Source organism: Ferdinandcohnia sp. GQ5 (genome assembly GCF_059759275.1).
This window is the reverse complement of record NZ_JCAXEW010000014.1, coordinates 138,692-156,252: the sequence shown is the minus strand read 5'-3', so window position 1 is coordinate 156,252 and position 17,561 is coordinate 138,692. Positions and strand designations below refer to the sequence as shown.

Below are 17,561 nucleotides of genomic sequence, written 5' to 3'. Positions count from 1 at the left end.
CCTCTTCATAACAGAAGAGGTTTTTTTATAAGGAAAATCGATCTTTTTCAACATTCCCCAGCTCAACTTTCCGCAGAAACTGAAACTCAGCCTTGCAAATACCACTTGCAATTGTATTTGCGATTTTCATAACTAAACTTAATCTTGTGTTTTGAAGGACAAAAAACTCCATAAATCCACTTACATTTACAATCCCAGTAATATGCATGTCGCCAATAGGGGTTAATTCCTTATTAACGCCTGCTCCTGGCTTGATTGGACCGTCTCCGATGGTTATGGCTCCCACGTTCTTCAATCTTCCTAAACAGGCGTCTATGCCAATAATAAATGGGTTTGCATACTTCATTTTGATTTCCTCAATTTTCTCTTGAAGATTAACTGCATGAATAGGTTCGTCCAATGTGCCATATACATGAAAGTGGGACAATCTTTTTTCGGTAATCTTCGTTCCAATTAAAGGTCCAAGGCAGTCGCCAGTAGAACGGTCTGTACCGATGCAAAAAATAACAATTGGTTGATTAGCAGTATGTGGGAGCATAGAAGTGATTTTTAAGGCAATTTGATGGTCAGCTGATTCTTGGTCATGTGGAATTCGAAATGGTTCATTTTTTAGATGGTCAAATAATTTGTATCTAAGATTCATAGGCTTTTCACCCCTTTTTAACTGTAGTAACAGTATACGGAGAAATCTTATATTCTATACGTCTGAACAAAAAAGATTCTTAGATTTGTATTATGAGCATTTTTTAGTAGATAGAGGAATTATGGAGGGATCATATGTTTAGGGCAGGGTTTCGGTGGATGTTTCTTATTTTGGGAACCGCAATTGGCGCGGGATATGCATCAGGGAGGGAGATTTGGCAGTTTTATGGAGAGCAAAGTGCCTTAGCGATAATCTTTTTTACATTCATTTTTATTATTTGTTGTTATATTATTATGAAGATCAGTTATGAAAAAAAAGCCGAGCACTTTGTTCCTGTATTAAAAGAACTAGTGGGAGAAAAGGTTTCACATGTGTATGATGTGATTACGATTTTATACTTATTTTCTACAACGGTTGTGATGTTAGCGGGTGGAGGAGCTACATTAGAGTTATTTACGATTCCTTTTTGGTGGGGAATTCTGATTTTTGGTTTCCTGTTGGTCCTAGTCTTTTTGTGGAATATCAATGGCTTGATCTCAATAAATATGGCGATTATACCTGCCTTAATAATCTTTTTAACAACGGTTTTGTTTATTTTTTTGTCAGCTAATGGAAAGGAATTTTCCTTTATTTTGCATGAGCAAGGAAATTGGCCGTCCGCATTTACATTTACAGCATTAAACATATTACCGCTTGTTGCTGTACTTGGTGCAATTGGTAAAGAAATGAAGTCAAAAGGGGAAGCATGGGTTGCGAGTATTGGAAGTGGTCTATTTTTAGGATTTATCACCTTTGTTTACAATGAGGCACTTATTGAAGTGGCTCAAGAAATCATGCTTTATGAGATTCCATTATTTATCATCATGAAAAATTTCCCGTATGTAGCAGTATTTATCATGTCCATTCTATTATTTGGAGCAATATTTACAACTGCAGCGTCGGGATTACTAGGATTATCCACACGTTTTAAAGACTATTTAAAAATGCCTTTGTGGATGATTTCCATTCTATTGATTTTACTGATGGTACCCTTTACGACTTTTGGCTTTTCTACGCTCGTTTCAATTTTATACCCATTATATGGTATTGCAAATTTATACTTATTGGCCGTCATTTTGTTATATCCAATTGTAAATCGCTACAATTTAAAATGATTTCCTGTTACAATACAACATATAAAGATTCTTCATATAAAAGAATAAAGGGTGGGTGTCGTGGTAGACAAAGACTATGGATTACATGATATTGTAGAAATGAAGAAACCTCATCCATGTGGAACAAATAAATGGAAGATTATTCGATTAGGGATGGATATTCGAATCAAATGTGAAGGCTGCGAACATAGTGTACTCATTCCTCGAAAAGAGTTTGGCCGAAAACTAAAAAAGATTCTTGTGAAGCATGAGGATTAAGCCTCGTGCTTTATTTTTTCGGGTTTTCTTTTAAGCGGAAATAATTTCTATAGAATGTTAGTTGCTGTGATTTATAATAGAGGATACGAAGTTTTGGTAGGTTTGCTACATGTGTAGGGAGTGAGGAGAATGGCTACATTTAAATCTGCATGTCCTTTAAATTGTTGGGACAGTTGTGGTTTTGTTGTTGAAGTGGAAAACGGTAAAGTTGTAAAAATAGATGGAGATAAAGATCATCCAATTACAAAGGGCAAAATTTGCGGCAGAGGACGTATGCTGGAAACACGAACGAACTCTGATGATCGCATTCTTTATCCATTGAAAAAGGTAGATGGAGAGTTTCAAAGAATTACATGGGAACAAGCATTAACAGAAATCTCAGAGAAGCTTTTAATAGTAGAGCAAAAATATGGTTCTACGGCTGTTCTGCACAGTCATGACTATGCAAACGGTGGCCTTTTAACTAAAATACCAGATCGTTTTTTTAATTGTTATGGTGGTGCCACTGATCTAATCGGTAGCATTTGCTGGGGATCAGGTATTGAAGCACAAAATTGGGATTTTGGAAATTCAGCAAGTCATGCACCTGATGATATATACAATAGTAAAAATGTAATCATTTGGGGAAGAAATGTGGCACGCACGAATATGCATCTCTTTGGTTATTTACAAGAGGTAAAAAAGAAGGGCACTAACATAATTGTTATTGATCCCATATACAATGGAACGGCAAAGATAGCTAATTCCTATATCTCAATTACTCCAGGTATGGATGGTTTGTTAGCGATTGGTATTATGAAGGAATTAATTCGTTTAGACTTACAGGATAAAGAGTTTATTGAAAAGTATACTTTGGGATTCAGTGATTTATTGGCTACTATTGAATCAATTTCAATGAAAGAAATTGAGGAAGTAACAAATGTTCCACGTGAAACAATTACAAGTTTAGCTCACATATATAGTAATGGGCCAACGGCAACCTATATGGGGTTAGGGATGCAGCGGTACGCAAATGGTGGAAATACCATTCGTCTAATTGATGCATTAGTAGCAGTCAGTGGTAATGTAGGCATCCCAGGTGGTGGAGCTAATTTTGGAAATACGCAAGTTGGCCAAAGTTTTGATAGTGTGGCTTTAACTCTACCAGAAAGAAAGAAACATTCGAGATCTTTCGTTATGAGCGAGCAAGCGGAAAGGATTCTAACTGCTTCAGAACCACCAATAAAAATGATTATGGTATCAAGTGGAAACCCATTAACTCAGGTTCCAAATACAAATAGGGTACTAGAAGCCTTCCAATCAGTAGATACATTAGTTGTATTAGAGCAGTTTATGACTGATACGGCGAGGTTAGCCGATTATGTACTTCCTTCAGCTACTGTGTTTGAGGAAGAGGATATTTATTATTCATCCATGTACCATCATTTTGTTAATTATGGGCCTAAATTAGTCGAAGCTCGTGGAGAGGCAAAGTCTGATGTTTGGATTTGGTCTGAATTAGCTAAAAGGTTAGGGTTTGGTGAAGATTTTAATTATACAAGAAAAGAATTTATAAAAATGGGAGTAGGTTCTTTACAAGAGAAGGGTATATCCTTTGAGGAAATCAAGGAAAAAAGTCACGTACCATTGCCTGTACAGCTTGTACCCTGGAATGATTTTCATTTTTCAACTCCATCTGGAAAATTTGAATTCACATCATCATTAGGAGAGATGAAAGGGTATGATGGACGTATAAAAATATCATATCCAAGAGAATCGACATTTTCTAATCAAGAGTTAGGTGAAAAATACCCATACTCACTATTAACGATTCATCCTTTACGTTCAAACCATTCACAAAATTATCATTTGATTGAAGGATTACAAACAATAAAAGTTGAGGTTTCTAAGGATATTGCTGAACAGAAAAATCTTGAACCGAATGATAAGGTAAGGGTATTTAATGACCGTGGTGAAATTACAGGGAAAGTGCAAATATTAAAAGAGTCATCTCCAAAGATTATTTGTATTGATGAAGGACAATGGCATATCTTTGGTGGTAGTGTCAATAATCTCACATCACATGAAGTTTCTGATAACGGGCTTGGCAGTACATTATATGATTGCCTTGTTGGAATTGAAAAACTTTAGAATGGTGGATTTATACAAAAGCCGTTTCTAGCTGAAACGGCTTGTATTTTTTATAAGGAAAACCTATAATTGTTGAAGGCTAGTATGTTTCGGATAAGAGGAGTGGAAAAATCAATGGCGTTAACAGCAGGTATCGTTGGTCTTCCTAACGTTGGAAAATCAACTCTTTTTAATGCAATTACACAAGCAGGTGCGGAATCAGCGAACTATCCGTTCTGTACAATTGACCCAAATGTGGGGATTGTTGAGGTTCCAGATGAGCGTTTAAATAAATTAACTGAATTAGTACAACCTAAAAAAACTGTACCAACAACCTTTGAATTTACTGATATTGCAGGGATTGTAAAAGGTGCCAGCAAAGGGGAAGGTCTTGGTAATAAGTTTTTATCACATATTCGCCAAGTAGATGCGATTTGTCATGTGGTACGCTGTTTTGCAGATGATAATATCACTCACGTAGCAGGTAAGGTAGATCCAATTGCTGATATTGAAACAATTAATTTAGAATTGATTTTAGCAGACCTTGAGTCAGTAGATAAGCGAATTGACCGTGTTGGAAAGCTTGCTAAGCAAAAGGACAAGGATGCAGTTGCTGAGCATGAGGTTCTTGTACAGTTAAAAGAAGCATTTGAAAATGAGCAACCAGCTCGTGCAGTTGAATTTACTGAAGAGCAAATGAAATATGTAAAGGGAATGCACTTACTAACAAGTAAACCAGTTTTATACGTTGCGAACGTTGGCGAAGATGATGTAGCAGATCCTTCTTCAAATGAATATGTTCAATTAGTACGTGAGTTTGCTCAAAAGGACAATGCGGAAGTTATTGTTGTTTGTGCAAAAATCGAGTCAGAAATTGTGGAGCTTGAAGGGGAAGAAAAGGAAATGTTCCTTGAAGAGCTAGGAATAGAAGAATCTGGTCTTGATCAATTGATTCGAGCTGCGTATCACTTATTAGGACTTGCTACGTATTTTACTGCAGGTGTACAAGAGGTAAGAGCGTGGACATTTAGAAAAGGAATGAAGGCTCCACAATGTGCTGGTATCATTCACTCTGATTTTGAGAGAGGATTTATCCGCGCTGAGACGGTATCGTATGAAGATCTTCTTGCAGGTGGTTCTATGAATGCTGCTCGTGAGGCAGGGAAGGTTCGCCTTGAAGGTAAAGAGTATGTTGTACAAGATGGGGATGTCATTCATTTCCGATTTAATGTATAAGGTGTTTAACGAGGAACTAGCCACAGGACGATGATATACACGTTTTGTGGCTGTTTTGTTAAGGTAACAGGTGATTATTAGCTCAATCGTGAGAAACTTTTGAGTTCCTCACGCCTTTCAGCTTTGGCTGAAAGGTGACAAAAATAAATAAAAGGGGCAGAGTAAGCTAACTTACTCAAGCCCTTTTTATTTATTTTTTCAATTGAGCTAATAATCCGTTGTTGAAACAGTTCTTGCCTACGATTTTTTTATGTGCTATAATATTTTTCTGTGAGTAATTGAAATAATTGCTCCTTGCCCTTTTTAGGTAAAAGGGCCGTTAGTCCAAAAGGAGGTGTAACGTGATGAGAAAATACGAAGTTATGTATATCATCCGTCCAAACATTGATGATGAAGCGAAAAAGGCTTTAGTTGAGCGTTTTAATGGCGTTTTAACTGACAATGGTGCGGAGATTACAAACGTAAAAGAATGGGGTAAGCGCCGTTTAGCATATGAAATCAATGATTTCCGCGATGGTTACTACATGATTCTTAACGTAATGTCAAACGCTGAAGCAGTAAACGAATTCGATCGTTTAGCGAAGATCAACGAAGACATTATCCGTCATATCGTTGTTAAAGAAGAAGCATAAGAATTTATTAGAGTATAGGCTCTGTTTGAATATCCTGTTAGGAGATGGTTCTGATGATGAATCGCGTAGTTCTTGTAGGGAGACTTACAAAAGACCCTGAATTACGATATACACCAAGTGGAGTTGCGGTAGCAACCTTCACGCTCGCAGTGAATCGAGCATTTACGAATCAGTCAGGTGAACGTGAAGCTGACTTCATTAATTGCGTTGTATGGCGCCGACCAGCTGAGAATGTTGCAAACTTCTTGAAGAAGGGCAGCTTAGCAGGCGTTGATGGTCGTCTTCAAACAAGAAATTATGAAGGCCAGGATGGCAAACGCGTATATGTTACTGAGGTTGTAGCAGAAAGTGTTCAATTCCTTGAACCAAGAAATGCAAATGACCAACAGCGTAGCGGTGGAGGTAACTTTGGCGGTGGCTATGGCGGTAATCAAGGCAGCTATGGTGGCAATCAAGGTGGTTTTGGCGGTAACCAAGGTAACCAAGGCCAAGGCGGCTATTCTCCATTTGGACAGAATCAGAACCCAAATCAAAACCAAGGACCTACAAGAGTAGACCAAGATCCATTTGCAAATGATGGACAACCTATCGATATTTCAGATGATGATCTTCCATTCTAACTTGTAAGTCAATCATATAATCAACACTTAAAAGGAGGGAAAATCAATGGCAGGCGGACGTAAAGGTGGACGTGCAAAGCGTCGTAAAGTGTGTTACTTCACAGCTAATGGAATTACACACATCGACTATAAAGAAGTAGATTTACTTAAAAAATTCGTTTCTGAACGTGGTAAAATTTTACCTCGTCGTGTAACAGGTACAAGCGCAAAATACCAACGTAAATTAACAGTTGCTATTAAACGTGCTCGTCAAATGGCATTATTACCATATGTATCTGGTGAATAATAAAGAAAAGCGATGATCGCCTAATGCGGTCATCGCTTTTTTGTTGTTTATTTAGAGAACGATTAGAATCGTTTCTGTACTTCCTGTTTAAGTACGAAGAAACGGGGTGAAGAAAGAATCAATAAGGTCATGATAATGGAACAGAAGATGAATGCACCTAAAAAAGTGATACCGTTAGCTGTAAGAGAAAACCATACTGCTTCAAAGCCTTTGAGTTGTTCAGCGAAGAATACAAAACCTGATACGAAATGCCAAAAGTAGCGAGCAAGGCTTCCAATGAAAATGGCACTAATGATTAAAGCTAATGATTTACCTTTGTTACCAGTTCGTAAGCTTTCTTGAACGCCGTTTCTAAATAAACCAGCAAACCCAATGAAAGAAAAAGCTAAGAAATAATCGATGGCTCCTTGAACTGGATGGATAATCCAGGGATCAAAGATCACTTGCAGAAGTCCCCATAAAAAACCGGAAAGGAAACCAATTTTAAGTCCCCATCTAAGTGCGACAATGAATATAGGGATCATCGCGAATGATATAGAGATGGAAGGACCAATTTTTATTGATGGCACAAACATATCTAGTGCTAGCGCTAATACGGCAAAAATCGCCGCTTCAATCATGGACTGCAACCTAGTATTTCTCATAAAAAAACCCCCTTGAAGTGTGTAATGAACAAAACGCACCCCAAAGGAGAACAACTTTAATAAAAGGATAAGTTCTCATAAATCTCCACATTCCTACGCTAGCATTAACTAACAGGTTCGAAGGGTCTGAACGTTTAACGTTCACTCTCAGCAAATTGCTCCCCTTGTGGTTACGTTTATTAATTAATTACTATCATAATAGAAATTAGGGAAAAGTAAAACAAAAAGTTTCGTCACAGTGGAACTTCAACTAAAGACTGCCGTGTTCTATGTCAAAGCCGAAGTCAACAAATCCAATGGAAGTACAAAAGTTGAAGACTTCCTAGTAAATCTTTAAAATAGAAAGTGGTTATAAAACATGCACTTTTTTTGATGTCAAGTTCCATACGCCATTGGCTTGAGGGGTCCAAGCGCCAGGCACTTTTCTTCAGAAGGTGTGTTGCAAATAAGTTGAGGTGAAAAGGTGAAAAATACAAAATTATTAACAGAAGGTGCCATGCTTTTAGCAGTATACAGTGTACTGTTACTTGTCAGTCTATATCTCCCGCTACTTGGAACGGTACTTTCATTCCTTTTGCCCATTCCATTTATTCTGTTTACAGTGAAGTATAAAGTAAAGCAGTCATTGTTATTTTTACTTATCGCTTTTTTCCTCTCAGGACTATTAGGTTCTGTAATGGGGATTATACTTACGATAATGTTTGGTGTTACAGGGATTTTATTGGGTGAAATGATCAACAGAGGAAGAAGTGGAATCGAACTTTTCTTAGGCGCATGTTTGTCCTACTTGTTTTCCATTGTGCTGATGTTTGTCACGGTTAACCTTGTTTTACAAGTGAATGTTACTGAAGTGCTTAAAGAAAGTACACAAGAATCTTTTGCCATGGCTGAGAGTATAATGAGGGCAACAGGGGGAGAAATGAATACAGAAGCCATTAAACAGCTAGAAGAGTCAGTAGAAATGATGCAATACATGATTCCAAGTATGTTTGTTTTTCTTGCGATGTTTTTGGCTTTTATAACAGTTGTGGCCATTAAACCTATTCTGGTAAGGCTTCGGGTAAAAATAAATCCTTTCCCGCCATTTCGTGAGATTAATTTTCCAAAGAGTGTCTTATGGTATTACTTATTGATTTTACTTTTGAGCTTTGTTGAGATGGAAAAGGGTACATTTGGATATACTGCCTTTTTAAATTTCTTTTTTATTATGCAGTTGCTAATGGTCATTCAAGGCTTGTCATTTATTTATTATTACTGTTATCAAAAAAGAATTCCAAAGGTCGTACCGATTGTTCTAACGATCTTAACACCAATTCTCCTTTATATTATTCGAATCTTAGGTATAATTGACTTAGGATTCCAACTGCGAAATCGAATTAGTAAAAAGAAGTAAAACAAAGCTTTAGGAGCTGAAAATTACATGCCAGACTTTTACAAAAGAAAGTTGTTTCGCTATCCCTTATATGCATTACTTGTTATCACAAGTATTTTTAGTGCAATTCTCGTTTATTTTCAGTGGGTGATTGGGTTAGCAAGTTTTCTGCTCCTTGGATTAATTACGTACTATTTGTACAAAGCAAATTCACTTCTAAAAAAAGAAATGGAGCATTATATCTCAACCCTATCCTATCGCTTAAAGAAGGTTGGCGAAGAAGCGTTAATGGAAATGCCGATTGGGATTTTGCTATATAATGATGAGTTTCAAGTTGAATGGGCCAATGCTTACTTATCAAATTGCCTTGACGCAGATACGTTAGTGGGGAGATCACTATATGATGTTGAGGAATTAATTGTTCCTTTAATTCAGCAAGAGGTCGAGAGTGAGACAATTACATTAAATGAGCAGAAGTTTAAGGTAATCATTAAGAGGGAAGAACGATTACTTTATTTCTTTGATGTCACTGAACAAATGGAAATTGTGCAATTGTATGAAGCTGAGCGTACAGTGCTAGGGATCATCTTTTTAGACAACTATGATGAAGTTACTCAAGGAATGGATGACCAACGGAAGAGTTCTTTAAATAGTCAGGTTACGTCAATCCTTAATGAATGGGCCAATGAACATGGTGTGTTTTTAAAGCGAACCTCATCTGAGCGTTTCATTGCGGTGTTAAATGAAGAAATATTATCCAATCTTGAAAAAACAAAGTTTACGATTCTGGATGATGTTAGGGAAAATACAGCAAGGGATAGCGTAGCACTAACTCTAAGTATAGGAATCGGAATTGGAGTCCCAACCCTTCCTGAGCTAGGAGTTTCAGCACAATCCAGCTTGGACCTTGCACTGGGACGTGGTGGTGACCAAGTTGCGATTAAGCTTCCAAACGGTAAGGTTAAGTTCTATGGGGGCAAAACAAATCCAATGGAAAAACGCACTAGAGTCCGCGCACGCGTTATTTCACATGCTCTAAAGGAAATTGTCTCGGATAGCGATAAAGTCATCATCATGGGCCATAAATACCCTGATATGGATGCTGTAGGTGCTTCCATTGGGATATTGAAAGTAGCACAAATGAATCATAAAGAAGGATATATTGTATTAAATCCGAATGAAATTGATTCAGGTGTTGGGCGTTTACTTGAAGAAGTAAAGGAAAATACGGAATTATGGTCATACTTTATTACGCCAGAGCAGGCACTTGAAATTGCTTCAAACGACACACTGCTTGTTGTAGTAGATACCCATAAACCATCACTTGTAATTGAGGAAAAGCTGGTATCAAAAATTGATAAAGTGGTTGTTATTGACCATCATCGCCGTGGAGAGGAATTTATTCAATCACCATTACTCGTCTATATGGAACCATATGCATCATCGACAGCCGAGTTGGTGACGGAACTTCTTGAATATCAACCTAAGAAGAAAAAAATTAATATGCTTGAGGCGACAGCTTTACTAGCTGGGATCATTGTTGATACAAAGAGTTTTACGCTTCGCACGGGTTCAAGAACATTTGATGCAGCATCCTATCTTCGTGCACAAGGAGCAGATACCATTCTTGTTCAGAAATTCCTTAAAGAAAATATGGACCATTTTAAAAAGCGATCGAGATTAATTGAGTCAGCATTTATTTATAAAAGAGGAATTGCGATTGCAAAAGGAAAACAAAATGAGACCTATGACCAAGTGATGATTGCACAAGCCGCTGATACATTACTGACAATGAATGATGTTGTTGCCTCGTTCGTTATTTCTGTCCGACATGACTTAAGAGTGGGAATCAGTGCACGTTCATTGGGTGACGTCAATGTGCAGCTGATTATGGAAAGTTTAGGCGGTGGCGGCCATCTTACAAATGCTGCAACACAGATAGAAGATACAACAATAGAAGAGGCAGAAGAACAGCTACTTTTAGTAATAGATGAGTATTTAGAGGGAGGAACCAAGAAATGAAGGTTATTTTCTTAAAGGATGTAAAAGGTAAAGGGAAAAAAGGGGAAGTGAAGAATGTATCTGATGGATATGCTCACAATTTCCTGTTCAAGCAAAATCTTGCAATTGAGGCAACACCAGCGAATATGAAATCATTAGAAGCTAAGAAAAATAAAGAATCAAAAGAAGCCGCTGAGGAACTTGCCCAGTCAAAACAGCTAAAGGAAAAGATTGAAGCATTGACCGTTGAGCTTCAAGCAAAAGCGGGTGAAGGTGGTCGTTTATTTGGCTCTGTAACAAGTAAGCAAATTGCAGATGAGCTCGCGAAAAAACACGGCATTAAAATCGATAAGCGTAAATTTGACCTTCCTGATGGAATTAGAGCATTAGGTTATACCAATGTTTCTGTAAAATTGCATCAAGAAGTAACAGCAACAGTTAAGGTACATGTCAAAGAACAGTAATTTCCATTGAAACTGAATAGGGAAAACAGATAGAATGAAGAATGTGGTTTTGTTACATACAAGATCACATTTTTTATTTACATGATTGTTAATAAAGCTTTTCCATTGGAATTAAATAAAAGAGAAGTATAATAGATAGATAGACATAAAAAAGTTATGTAAAGGGAGTGGAGAATAGTTGAGTGACATTTTTGCTGATCGTATTCCTCCGCAAAATATAGAGGCTGAGCAAGCTGTTTTAGGTGCTATTTTCCTAGAACCAAGCTCATTAACTCTTGCTTCAGAAGTGTTGATTCCAGAAGACTTTTATCGGACAGCACACCAGAAGATTTTTGACGCGATGCTAGGTCTCTCAGATAAAGGTGAACCAGTTGACTTAGTAACGGTTACTTCCGAGTTAGCGGATGCGAAAATTTTAGATGAAATAGGTGGCGTTTCGTACTTAAGTGAGTTGGCGAGTTCCGTACCAACAGCCGGGAATATTGAATACTACGCGAAGATTATTGAAGAAAAGTCAATACTTCGCCGATTGATTCGCACAGCAACAACGATTGCTACAGATGGCTATTCCCGAGAAGACGAGGTCGATGCACTTTTAGGTGAGGCCGAAAAAAATATAATGGAAGTCGCGAACCGTAAAAATGCGGGTGCTTTCCAAAATATTAAGGACGTTCTCGTTCAGACCTATGATAATATTGAAACTCTTCATAATCGTGTTGGAGATATTACCGGTATTCCTACCGGGTTTACAGAGCTGGACAAGATGACAGCCGGATTCCAGCGAAATGATTTAATAATCGTAGCAGCCCGTCCATCTGTTGGTAAGACAGCATTTGCTCTTAATATTGCGCAAAACGTGGCAACTAAGACTGATGAAAATGTCGCTATCTTTAGTCTAGAGATGGGTGCTGAGCAGCTTGTAATGAGGATGCTTTGCGCAGAGGGTAACATTAATGCACAAAATCTACGTACAGGTTCCTTAACACCGGAAGATTGGAGTAAGTTAACCATGGCAATGGGGAGCTTATCCAACTCAGGAATTTATATTGATGATACTCCTGGTATTCGTGTGAATGATATTCGTTCAAAATGTCGCAGACTTAAGCAGGAAAGTGGATTAGGGATGATTCTTATCGATTACCTACAGTTGATCCAAGGTAATGGAAGAAGCGGCGAAAACCGTCAGCAAGAGGTATCTGAAATCTCTCGTTCTTTAAAAGCCTTAGCCCGTGAATTAAAGGTTCCTGTTATTGCCTTATCACAGTTATCCCGTGGGGTAGAGCAAAGACAGGACAAGCGTCCAATGATGTCTGATATTCGTGAATCAGGGAGTATCGAGCAGGATGCGGATATTGTTGCGTTCTTATACCGTGATGATTACTATGATAAAGAGTCAGAGAATAAGAATATTATTGAGATCATTATTGCTAAACAACGTAACGGCCCGGTTGGAACAGTTTCGTTGGCATTCGTTAAAGAATATAATAAATTCGTCAATCTGGAACGAAGGTTTGATGATGCAAACATGCCACCAGGTGCGTAGTAAAATGGTTAAAACGTACCTGAGTACAGAAAAAAGATGTATCAATTCATGATACGTCTTTTTTTGATTTTCTTACATATTATTGGAGATAAAATGAAATAATAAACACGAATGTTCATTATTTCTACATATGCAATGTTCGTATTTTTGTTGTAATAAGAAAAGAAAACTGATAAAATATTGACTGGAAATGAACAATATCTTTATATTAACCCTGGGGGTGCATAGTAATGTCAGCAGTCGTAGTTGTAGGAACACAGTGGGGAGATGAAGGAAAGGGGAAAATTACTGACTTTCTTTCAGAACAGGCTGAAGTAGTAGCTAGATATCAGGGTGGAAACAATGCGGGACATACAATCGTATTTAATGGAGAAACGTACAAACTTCATTTGATTCCATCAGGCATTTTTTATTCAGAGAAAATCTGTGTCATCGGCAATGGTATGGTAGTAGACCCAAAGGCATTAGTCAAAGAACTAGCCTATTTGCATGACAAGGGTGTTCAGACAGATAATTTACGTATAAGCAATCGTGCCCATGTTATTCTTCCTTATCATATTAAGTTGGATGAATTAGAAGAAGAATACAAAGGGATAAACAAAATAGGGACTACAAAAAAAGGAATTGGACCTGCCTATATGGATAAGGCTTCCAGAGTGGGAATTCGTATTGCAGACTTACTTGACCGAGAAGTGTTTGAAGAAAAGCTTTCTCATAACCTTACTGAGAAGAATCGACTATTCGAAAAGGTTTATGAAACACAAGGATTTACTCTAGAAGATATCGTAGATGAGTATTATGAATATGGACAGCAAATCGTTCAATATGTTTGTGATACATCTGTTGTGTTGAATGATGCTCTAGATGGTGGACGTCGTGTTCTATTTGAAGGTGCCCAAGGTGTTATGTTAGATATTGATCAGGGAACGTATCCATTTGTTACATCTTCAAATCCAGTAGCCGGCGGGGTTACAATTGGTTCTGGAGTGGGCCCTACTAAAATAAATTCTGTAGTAGGCGTTTCAAAAGCCTATACAACACGTGTAGGAGACGGACCTTTCCCAACAGAGCTAAACGATGAGATTGGTCATCAAATTCGAGAAGTTGGTCGTGAGTATGGGACGACTACTGGACGTCCTCGAAGAGTAGGCTGGTTTGACGCAGTAGTTGTACGTCATGCAAGACGGGTAAGTGGAGTTACTGACTTATCTCTTAATTCCATTGATGTATTAACAGGAATTGAAACGTTAAAAATTTGCGTGGCCTATCGACACAAAGGGGAGCTAATTGAGGAATACCCAGCTAGTTTAAAAGTCCTCGCAGAATGTGAACCAGTCTATGAAGAGTTTCCAGGGTGGACAGAGGATATTACAGGAGTGAAAAAGTTAGAAGAACTACCAGAAAATGCTCGAAACTATGTTGAGCGTATATCCCAGTTAACTGGTATCCCATTATCTGTATTCTCAGTTGGACCTGACAGAACACAAACAAATGTAGTGCGCAATATATATAGCTAATAACATGAAAAACATAGTTGGAAACAGCTATGTTTTTTTATTTTGGCTCTTTTCTATAAGTTTGTTGTTTTTAGTTATAATGTGGAAACCTAGTAGATTGGAGCGTAAGGTGGCGACTCCTCGAAAATGTATTCACATTTTCTTCGTGCGTGGGTTATTTCAAAGAAGCAAATTCAATGTCCAGCGGGAAAAGCGAGAGGCTCAATCCACGCCCGCGGAAAGCGTCCACCTGAAGCGGAAACCATTGATAAAAACAACAAAGTTTGCGAAAACAGCCTTTATTTTAAATCAACCCCATCCCCACAGACAACATATAAACACTTATCTCCTTTCCCATGACAATCTCACTATGTCATATTTTGATAAGGAGTCTTTTGTCGTGCAAAAACGACATAAATCTTTAAAAAATCCACGGTTTAAAGGGAAGAAAGGCTCATTTCAATGTCAAAATTCTACAGTTTTCTGTGTAAAAATTTGTCAGTAATACTACAATTATATTACATATTGGAAACTATTATACTTTTTTTCAAATTCTATGGTAAATTAATAAAGTGTAAAATAGAGAGAATTGTCGAACGATAGAATACGTCTTGGCGTATTTTGTAAGACAACGCTTTTCAACTCACAAGGTGAGATGAACGATAATTTCGGACAAGCAACCTTTGTTCAGGGAGGAAAGACCGTGTCAGACCAAAATAATACAAATAAAACACCAAGAAAATATATGACTTTGTTAAAACGAGTTGCGATAACCTCAGTTGCGCTTTCAACATTAGTGTTTGGATCAGCATCAGCTGATACAAAAATACAAACAGTGTATCATGTATACATAGATGGCAATAGAGTTGGAACAGTTGATTCAAAGAATGTAGTAGAAAAGGTAGTCGAACAAAAAGTAGATTCCTTACAAGATCAATATAAAGAGCTTTCTTTGGTAGCCGATAATGTTTCAATTATTGAAGAACAGGTTTTTCTACCAACCTTCAATAATGAAAATACTGTGAAGGTGCTAGAATCAGAGATTGAAATTGCAGCACAAGCTAAAGCGATTACGATTGATGGAGAGCCAGTTGCTTATCTAAAAAATGAAGAAGAAGCGAATGAAGCTCTGAAACAATTAAAGTTACAATATGTAAAAGAAGAGCAATTGCAAGAGCTTGAGGCGAGAGAAAAATCAGAACAACCTTTGCCTGCATTAGCTGAAGGACAATCTCGTTTATTAGACGTTTCATTTGTGGAAAAGGTTTCAGTTTCAGATGAAAAAATTTCACCAGATCAAATTCATAATCCTGCTGATACCGTCACATTGCTTCAAAAGGGTACATTAGAGGAGAAAAAGTACCAAGTTAAAGAAGGAGATGTACTGGGTTCTATTGCGGTAGACCATGATTTAAAGACAGCGGATTTATTAGCATTAAACCCTGGAATTACTAAGGATACACTTATAAAAATTGGACAAGAATTAAACGTAACAGCATATAAGCCATTTTTAACAGTTGTGGTAAAGATGGAGCAAAATAAAAAAGAAACGATTAATTTTGAAACGAAGGTTAACGAAAATTCAAATATGTACAAAGGGGACAGAAAAGTCACTCAAGAAGGTCAAGAGGGTGAAAAGACTGTTCACTATGAATATAAAATGGTTAATGGCGTGAATGCTGAAACAAAGAAACTTAATGAAACCATCACAAAAGAGCCTGTAACAGAGGTAATTGAAAAAGGAACGAAGGTTGTTCCTTCAAGGGGATCAGGTCAGTTAGCATGGCCAGCAGTTGGCGGTTATATCTCCAGTCATGTTGGATATAGATGGGGACAACTCCATAAAGGTATTGATATTGCAAGACCAAGTAATTATACGATTAAAGCAGCTGACAATGGGACAGTTGTAGAGGCTGGATATTCTGGCGGCTTTGGGAATAAAATTACGATTAACCATAACAATGGAATGAAAACCATTTATGCTCATATGTCATCCCTTAATGTTCGTGTTGGACAAACCGTAACGAAGGGCCAACAAATTGGTGTAATGGGTTCAACTGGTAACTCAACAGGGACGCACCTACATTTCGAATTATATATTAATGGAGCTTTGAAAAATCCATTAGATTACTTATAATATTAGACAATATACGCCTTCAGCATGATGCTGAAGGCTTTTTTAATAAGTATAAAGAACGATAAAATGGAAGTCGGAATTGGACAGATGACCTATATCACTGTTTTTTTATACACTTCTGATGATATACCTCCCTTTTTCTGCTAAAGTTAGAGGTAAAGGAACAAAATAAAAGGTACAATTCGAACAATATAATATGAAAACTGTTTTAGGTGATACGGTTTTTATTTTAATGTGAAGGAGAAAAAGTGAATGGAAAAAGTAATTCTTGTAGTTGATGATGAGAAACCAATTGCGGATATATTACAATTTAATCTTGAAAAGGAAGGGTATAAAGTCGTTTGTGCCTATGATGGTAATGAGGCTCTAGAAAAGGTAGAGGAAGTAAGTCCTGATCTCATTCTACTTGATATCATGCTTCCACATAAAGATGGCATGGAGGTTTGTCGAGAGGTACGAAAAAAGTATGATATGCCGATCGTTATGTTAACAGCAAAGGACTCTGAAATTGATAAAGTATTAGGGCTTGAGCTAGGAGCTGACGACTATGTTACAAAGCCTTTTAGTACGAGAGAACTGCTTGCAAGGGTAAAGGCGAACCTTCGAAGACACCAACAAATTTCTGAGGCAGTTAGCCAGGAAACAACAAGTGAGATTGCTGTGGGTTCCCTTGTAATCCATCCAGATGCCTATGTGGTGAGTAAACGTGGAGAAACAATAGAATTAACACATCGTGAATTCGAGCTTTTACACTATTTAGCCAAGCACCTTGGTCAAGTCATGACACGAGAGCATTTGTTACAAACGGTATGGGGATATGATTATTTTGGAGATGTACGTACAGTTGACGTAACAGTACGCCGCTTACGTGAAAAAATTGAAGACAGTCCGAGCCATCCAACATGGATTGTCACAAGACGTGGAGTGGGCTACTATTTACGAAACCCTGATCAGGAGTAAATCTTG

Annotated in this window: 16 protein-coding genes and 1 riboswitch; of the genes, 14 read left to right on the top strand and 2 right to left on the bottom strand. The window is 37.5% G+C overall.

Annotation, left to right across the window (positions count from 1 at the left end; genetic code table 11):
• Positions 1-25: 25 nt before the first annotated feature.
• The gene (gene yyaC / locus AC6CHV_RS17475; protein WP_440274152.1) at positions 26-643 is read right to left on the bottom strand and encodes a spore protease YyaC; all 618 of its coding nucleotides are present in this window, start codon (positions 641-643) and stop codon (positions 26-28) included.
• Between the two features lie 134 nt (positions 644-777).
• On the opposite strand from yyaC, the gene AC6CHV_RS17470 reads away from it, so the two are divergent.
• From AC6CHV_RS17470 to rpsR, 7 genes are all read left to right on the top strand, one after another.
• The gene (locus AC6CHV_RS17470) at positions 778-1,797 is read left to right on the top strand and encodes a YkvI family membrane protein (protein WP_440274153.1); all 1,020 of its coding nucleotides are present in this window, start codon (positions 778-780) and stop codon (positions 1,795-1,797) included.
• Positions 1,798-1,857: 60 nt separating this feature from the next.
• On the top strand, positions 1,858-2,055 hold the full coding sequence (locus AC6CHV_RS17465) for a DUF951 domain-containing protein (protein WP_099351381.1): 198 nt from the start codon (positions 1,858-1,860) through the stop codon (positions 2,053-2,055).
• A gap of 129 nt (positions 2,056-2,184) precedes the next feature.
• Entirely contained in the window at positions 2,185-4,185 is a 2,001-nt protein-coding gene (locus AC6CHV_RS17460; RefSeq protein WP_498079313.1) for a molybdopterin-dependent oxidoreductase, read from the top strand.
• Between the two features lie 114 nt (positions 4,186-4,299).
• The gene (ychF, locus tag AC6CHV_RS17455) at positions 4,300-5,400 is read left to right on the top strand and encodes a redox-regulated ATPase YchF (protein WP_121448198.1); all 1,101 of its coding nucleotides are present in this window, start codon (positions 4,300-4,302) and stop codon (positions 5,398-5,400) included.
• Between the two features lie 344 nt (positions 5,401-5,744).
• Positions 5,745-6,032 carry a 30S ribosomal protein S6 gene (gene rpsF / locus AC6CHV_RS17450; protein ID WP_341333442.1) on the top strand — a complete coding sequence of 96 codons (288 nt, stop codon included), beginning with the start codon at positions 5,745-5,747 and terminating at the stop codon, positions 6,030-6,032.
• A gap of 53 nt (positions 6,033-6,085) precedes the next feature.
• Positions 6,086-6,652, top strand: a complete 567-nt coding sequence (ssb, locus tag AC6CHV_RS17445; protein ID WP_498079312.1) for a single-stranded DNA-binding protein — start codon at positions 6,086-6,088, stop codon at positions 6,650-6,652.
• A gap of 46 nt (positions 6,653-6,698) precedes the next feature.
• Positions 6,699-6,938, top strand: a complete 240-nt coding sequence (gene rpsR, locus AC6CHV_RS17440) for a 30S ribosomal protein S18 (RefSeq protein WP_010677416.1) — start codon at positions 6,699-6,701, stop codon at positions 6,936-6,938.
• A 62-nt stretch (positions 6,939-7,000) separates the two neighbouring features.
• On the opposite strand, the gene thiT is transcribed toward rpsR, so the two are convergent.
• Positions 7,001-7,582 carry an energy-coupled thiamine transporter ThiT gene (gene thiT, locus AC6CHV_RS17435; protein ID WP_341333440.1) on the bottom strand — a complete coding sequence of 194 codons (582 nt, stop codon included), beginning with the start codon at positions 7,580-7,582 and terminating at the stop codon, positions 7,001-7,003.
• Positions 7,583-7,655: 73 nt separating this feature from the next.
• Positions 7,656-7,757: riboswitch (TPP riboswitch) on the bottom strand.
• A 288-nt stretch (positions 7,758-8,045) separates the two neighbouring features.
• Between thiT and AC6CHV_RS17430 the strand changes: the two genes are divergently transcribed.
• The 7 genes from AC6CHV_RS17430 (at position 8,046) to yycF (ending at position 17,555) form a co-directional block, all read left to right on the top strand.
• Entirely contained in the window at positions 8,046-8,975 is a 930-nt protein-coding gene (locus tag AC6CHV_RS17430; protein ID WP_341333439.1) for a YybS family protein, read from the top strand.
• 27 nt (positions 8,976-9,002) lie between these two features.
• A complete protein-coding gene (locus AC6CHV_RS17425) occupies positions 9,003-10,976 on the top strand; it encodes a DHH family phosphoesterase (protein ID WP_440273942.1) in 1,974 nt (657 codons plus the stop codon).
• Entirely contained in the window at positions 10,973-11,419 is a 447-nt protein-coding gene (gene rplI / locus AC6CHV_RS17420) for a 50S ribosomal protein L9 (protein ID WP_121448192.1), read from the top strand. Before AC6CHV_RS17425 ends, rplI begins: the two co-directional genes overlap by 4 nt.
• Positions 11,420-11,597: 178 nt before the next feature.
• A complete protein-coding gene (gene dnaB, locus AC6CHV_RS17415; RefSeq protein WP_121448191.1) occupies positions 11,598-12,962 on the top strand; it encodes a replicative DNA helicase in 1,365 nt (454 codons plus the stop codon).
• A 230-nt stretch (positions 12,963-13,192) separates the two neighbouring features.
• Positions 13,193-14,479: an adenylosuccinate synthase gene (locus AC6CHV_RS17410; RefSeq protein ID WP_498079311.1), complete on the top strand. Its 1,287-nt coding sequence runs from the start codon at positions 13,193-13,195 to the stop codon at positions 14,477-14,479.
• A 682-nt stretch (positions 14,480-15,161) separates the two neighbouring features.
• Positions 15,162-16,595, top strand: coding sequence for a peptidoglycan DD-metalloendopeptidase family protein (locus AC6CHV_RS17405; protein ID WP_498079310.1), 1,434 nt, complete (start codon positions 15,162-15,164; stop codon positions 16,593-16,595).
• A 252-nt stretch (positions 16,596-16,847) separates the two neighbouring features.
• The gene (gene yycF / locus AC6CHV_RS17400; protein ID WP_121448187.1) at positions 16,848-17,555 is read left to right on the top strand and encodes a response regulator YycF; all 708 of its coding nucleotides are present in this window, start codon (positions 16,848-16,850) and stop codon (positions 17,553-17,555) included.
• Positions 17,556-17,561: the final 6 nt, after the last annotated feature.

Bases quoted from the DNA above. Each gene is read 5' to 3' on its own strand.
- yyaC (WP_440274152.1), bottom strand. From the start codon at position 643: ATGAATCTTAGATACAAATTATTTGACCATCTAAAAAATGAACCATTT.
- AC6CHV_RS17470 (WP_440274153.1), top strand. From the start codon at position 778: ATGTTTAGGGCAGGGTTTCGGTGGATGTTTCTTATTTTGGGAACCGCA.
- AC6CHV_RS17460 (WP_498079313.1), top strand. From the start codon at position 2,185: ATGGCTACATTTAAATCTGCATGTCCTTTAAATTGTTGGGACAGTTGT.
- ychF (WP_121448198.1), top strand. From the start codon at position 4,300: ATGGCGTTAACAGCAGGTATCGTTGGTCTTCCTAACGTTGGAAAATCA.
- rpsF (WP_341333442.1), top strand. From the start codon at position 5,745: ATGAGAAAATACGAAGTTATGTATATCATCCGTCCAAACATTGATGAT.
- ssb (WP_498079312.1), top strand. From the start codon at position 6,086: ATGATGAATCGCGTAGTTCTTGTAGGGAGACTTACAAAAGACCCTGAA.
- rpsR (WP_010677416.1), top strand. From the start codon at position 6,699: ATGGCAGGCGGACGTAAAGGTGGACGTGCAAAGCGTCGTAAAGTGTGT.
- thiT (WP_341333440.1), bottom strand. From the start codon at position 7,582: ATGAGAAATACTAGGTTGCAGTCCATGATTGAAGCGGCGATTTTTGCC.
- AC6CHV_RS17425 (WP_440273942.1), top strand. From the start codon at position 9,003: ATGCCAGACTTTTACAAAAGAAAGTTGTTTCGCTATCCCTTATATGCA.
- rplI (WP_121448192.1), top strand. From the start codon at position 10,973: ATGAAGGTTATTTTCTTAAAGGATGTAAAAGGTAAAGGGAAAAAAGGG.
- AC6CHV_RS17410 (WP_498079311.1), top strand. From the start codon at position 13,193: ATGTCAGCAGTCGTAGTTGTAGGAACACAGTGGGGAGATGAAGGAAAG.
- yycF (WP_121448187.1), top strand. From the start codon at position 16,848: ATGGAAAAAGTAATTCTTGTAGTTGATGATGAGAAACCAATTGCGGAT.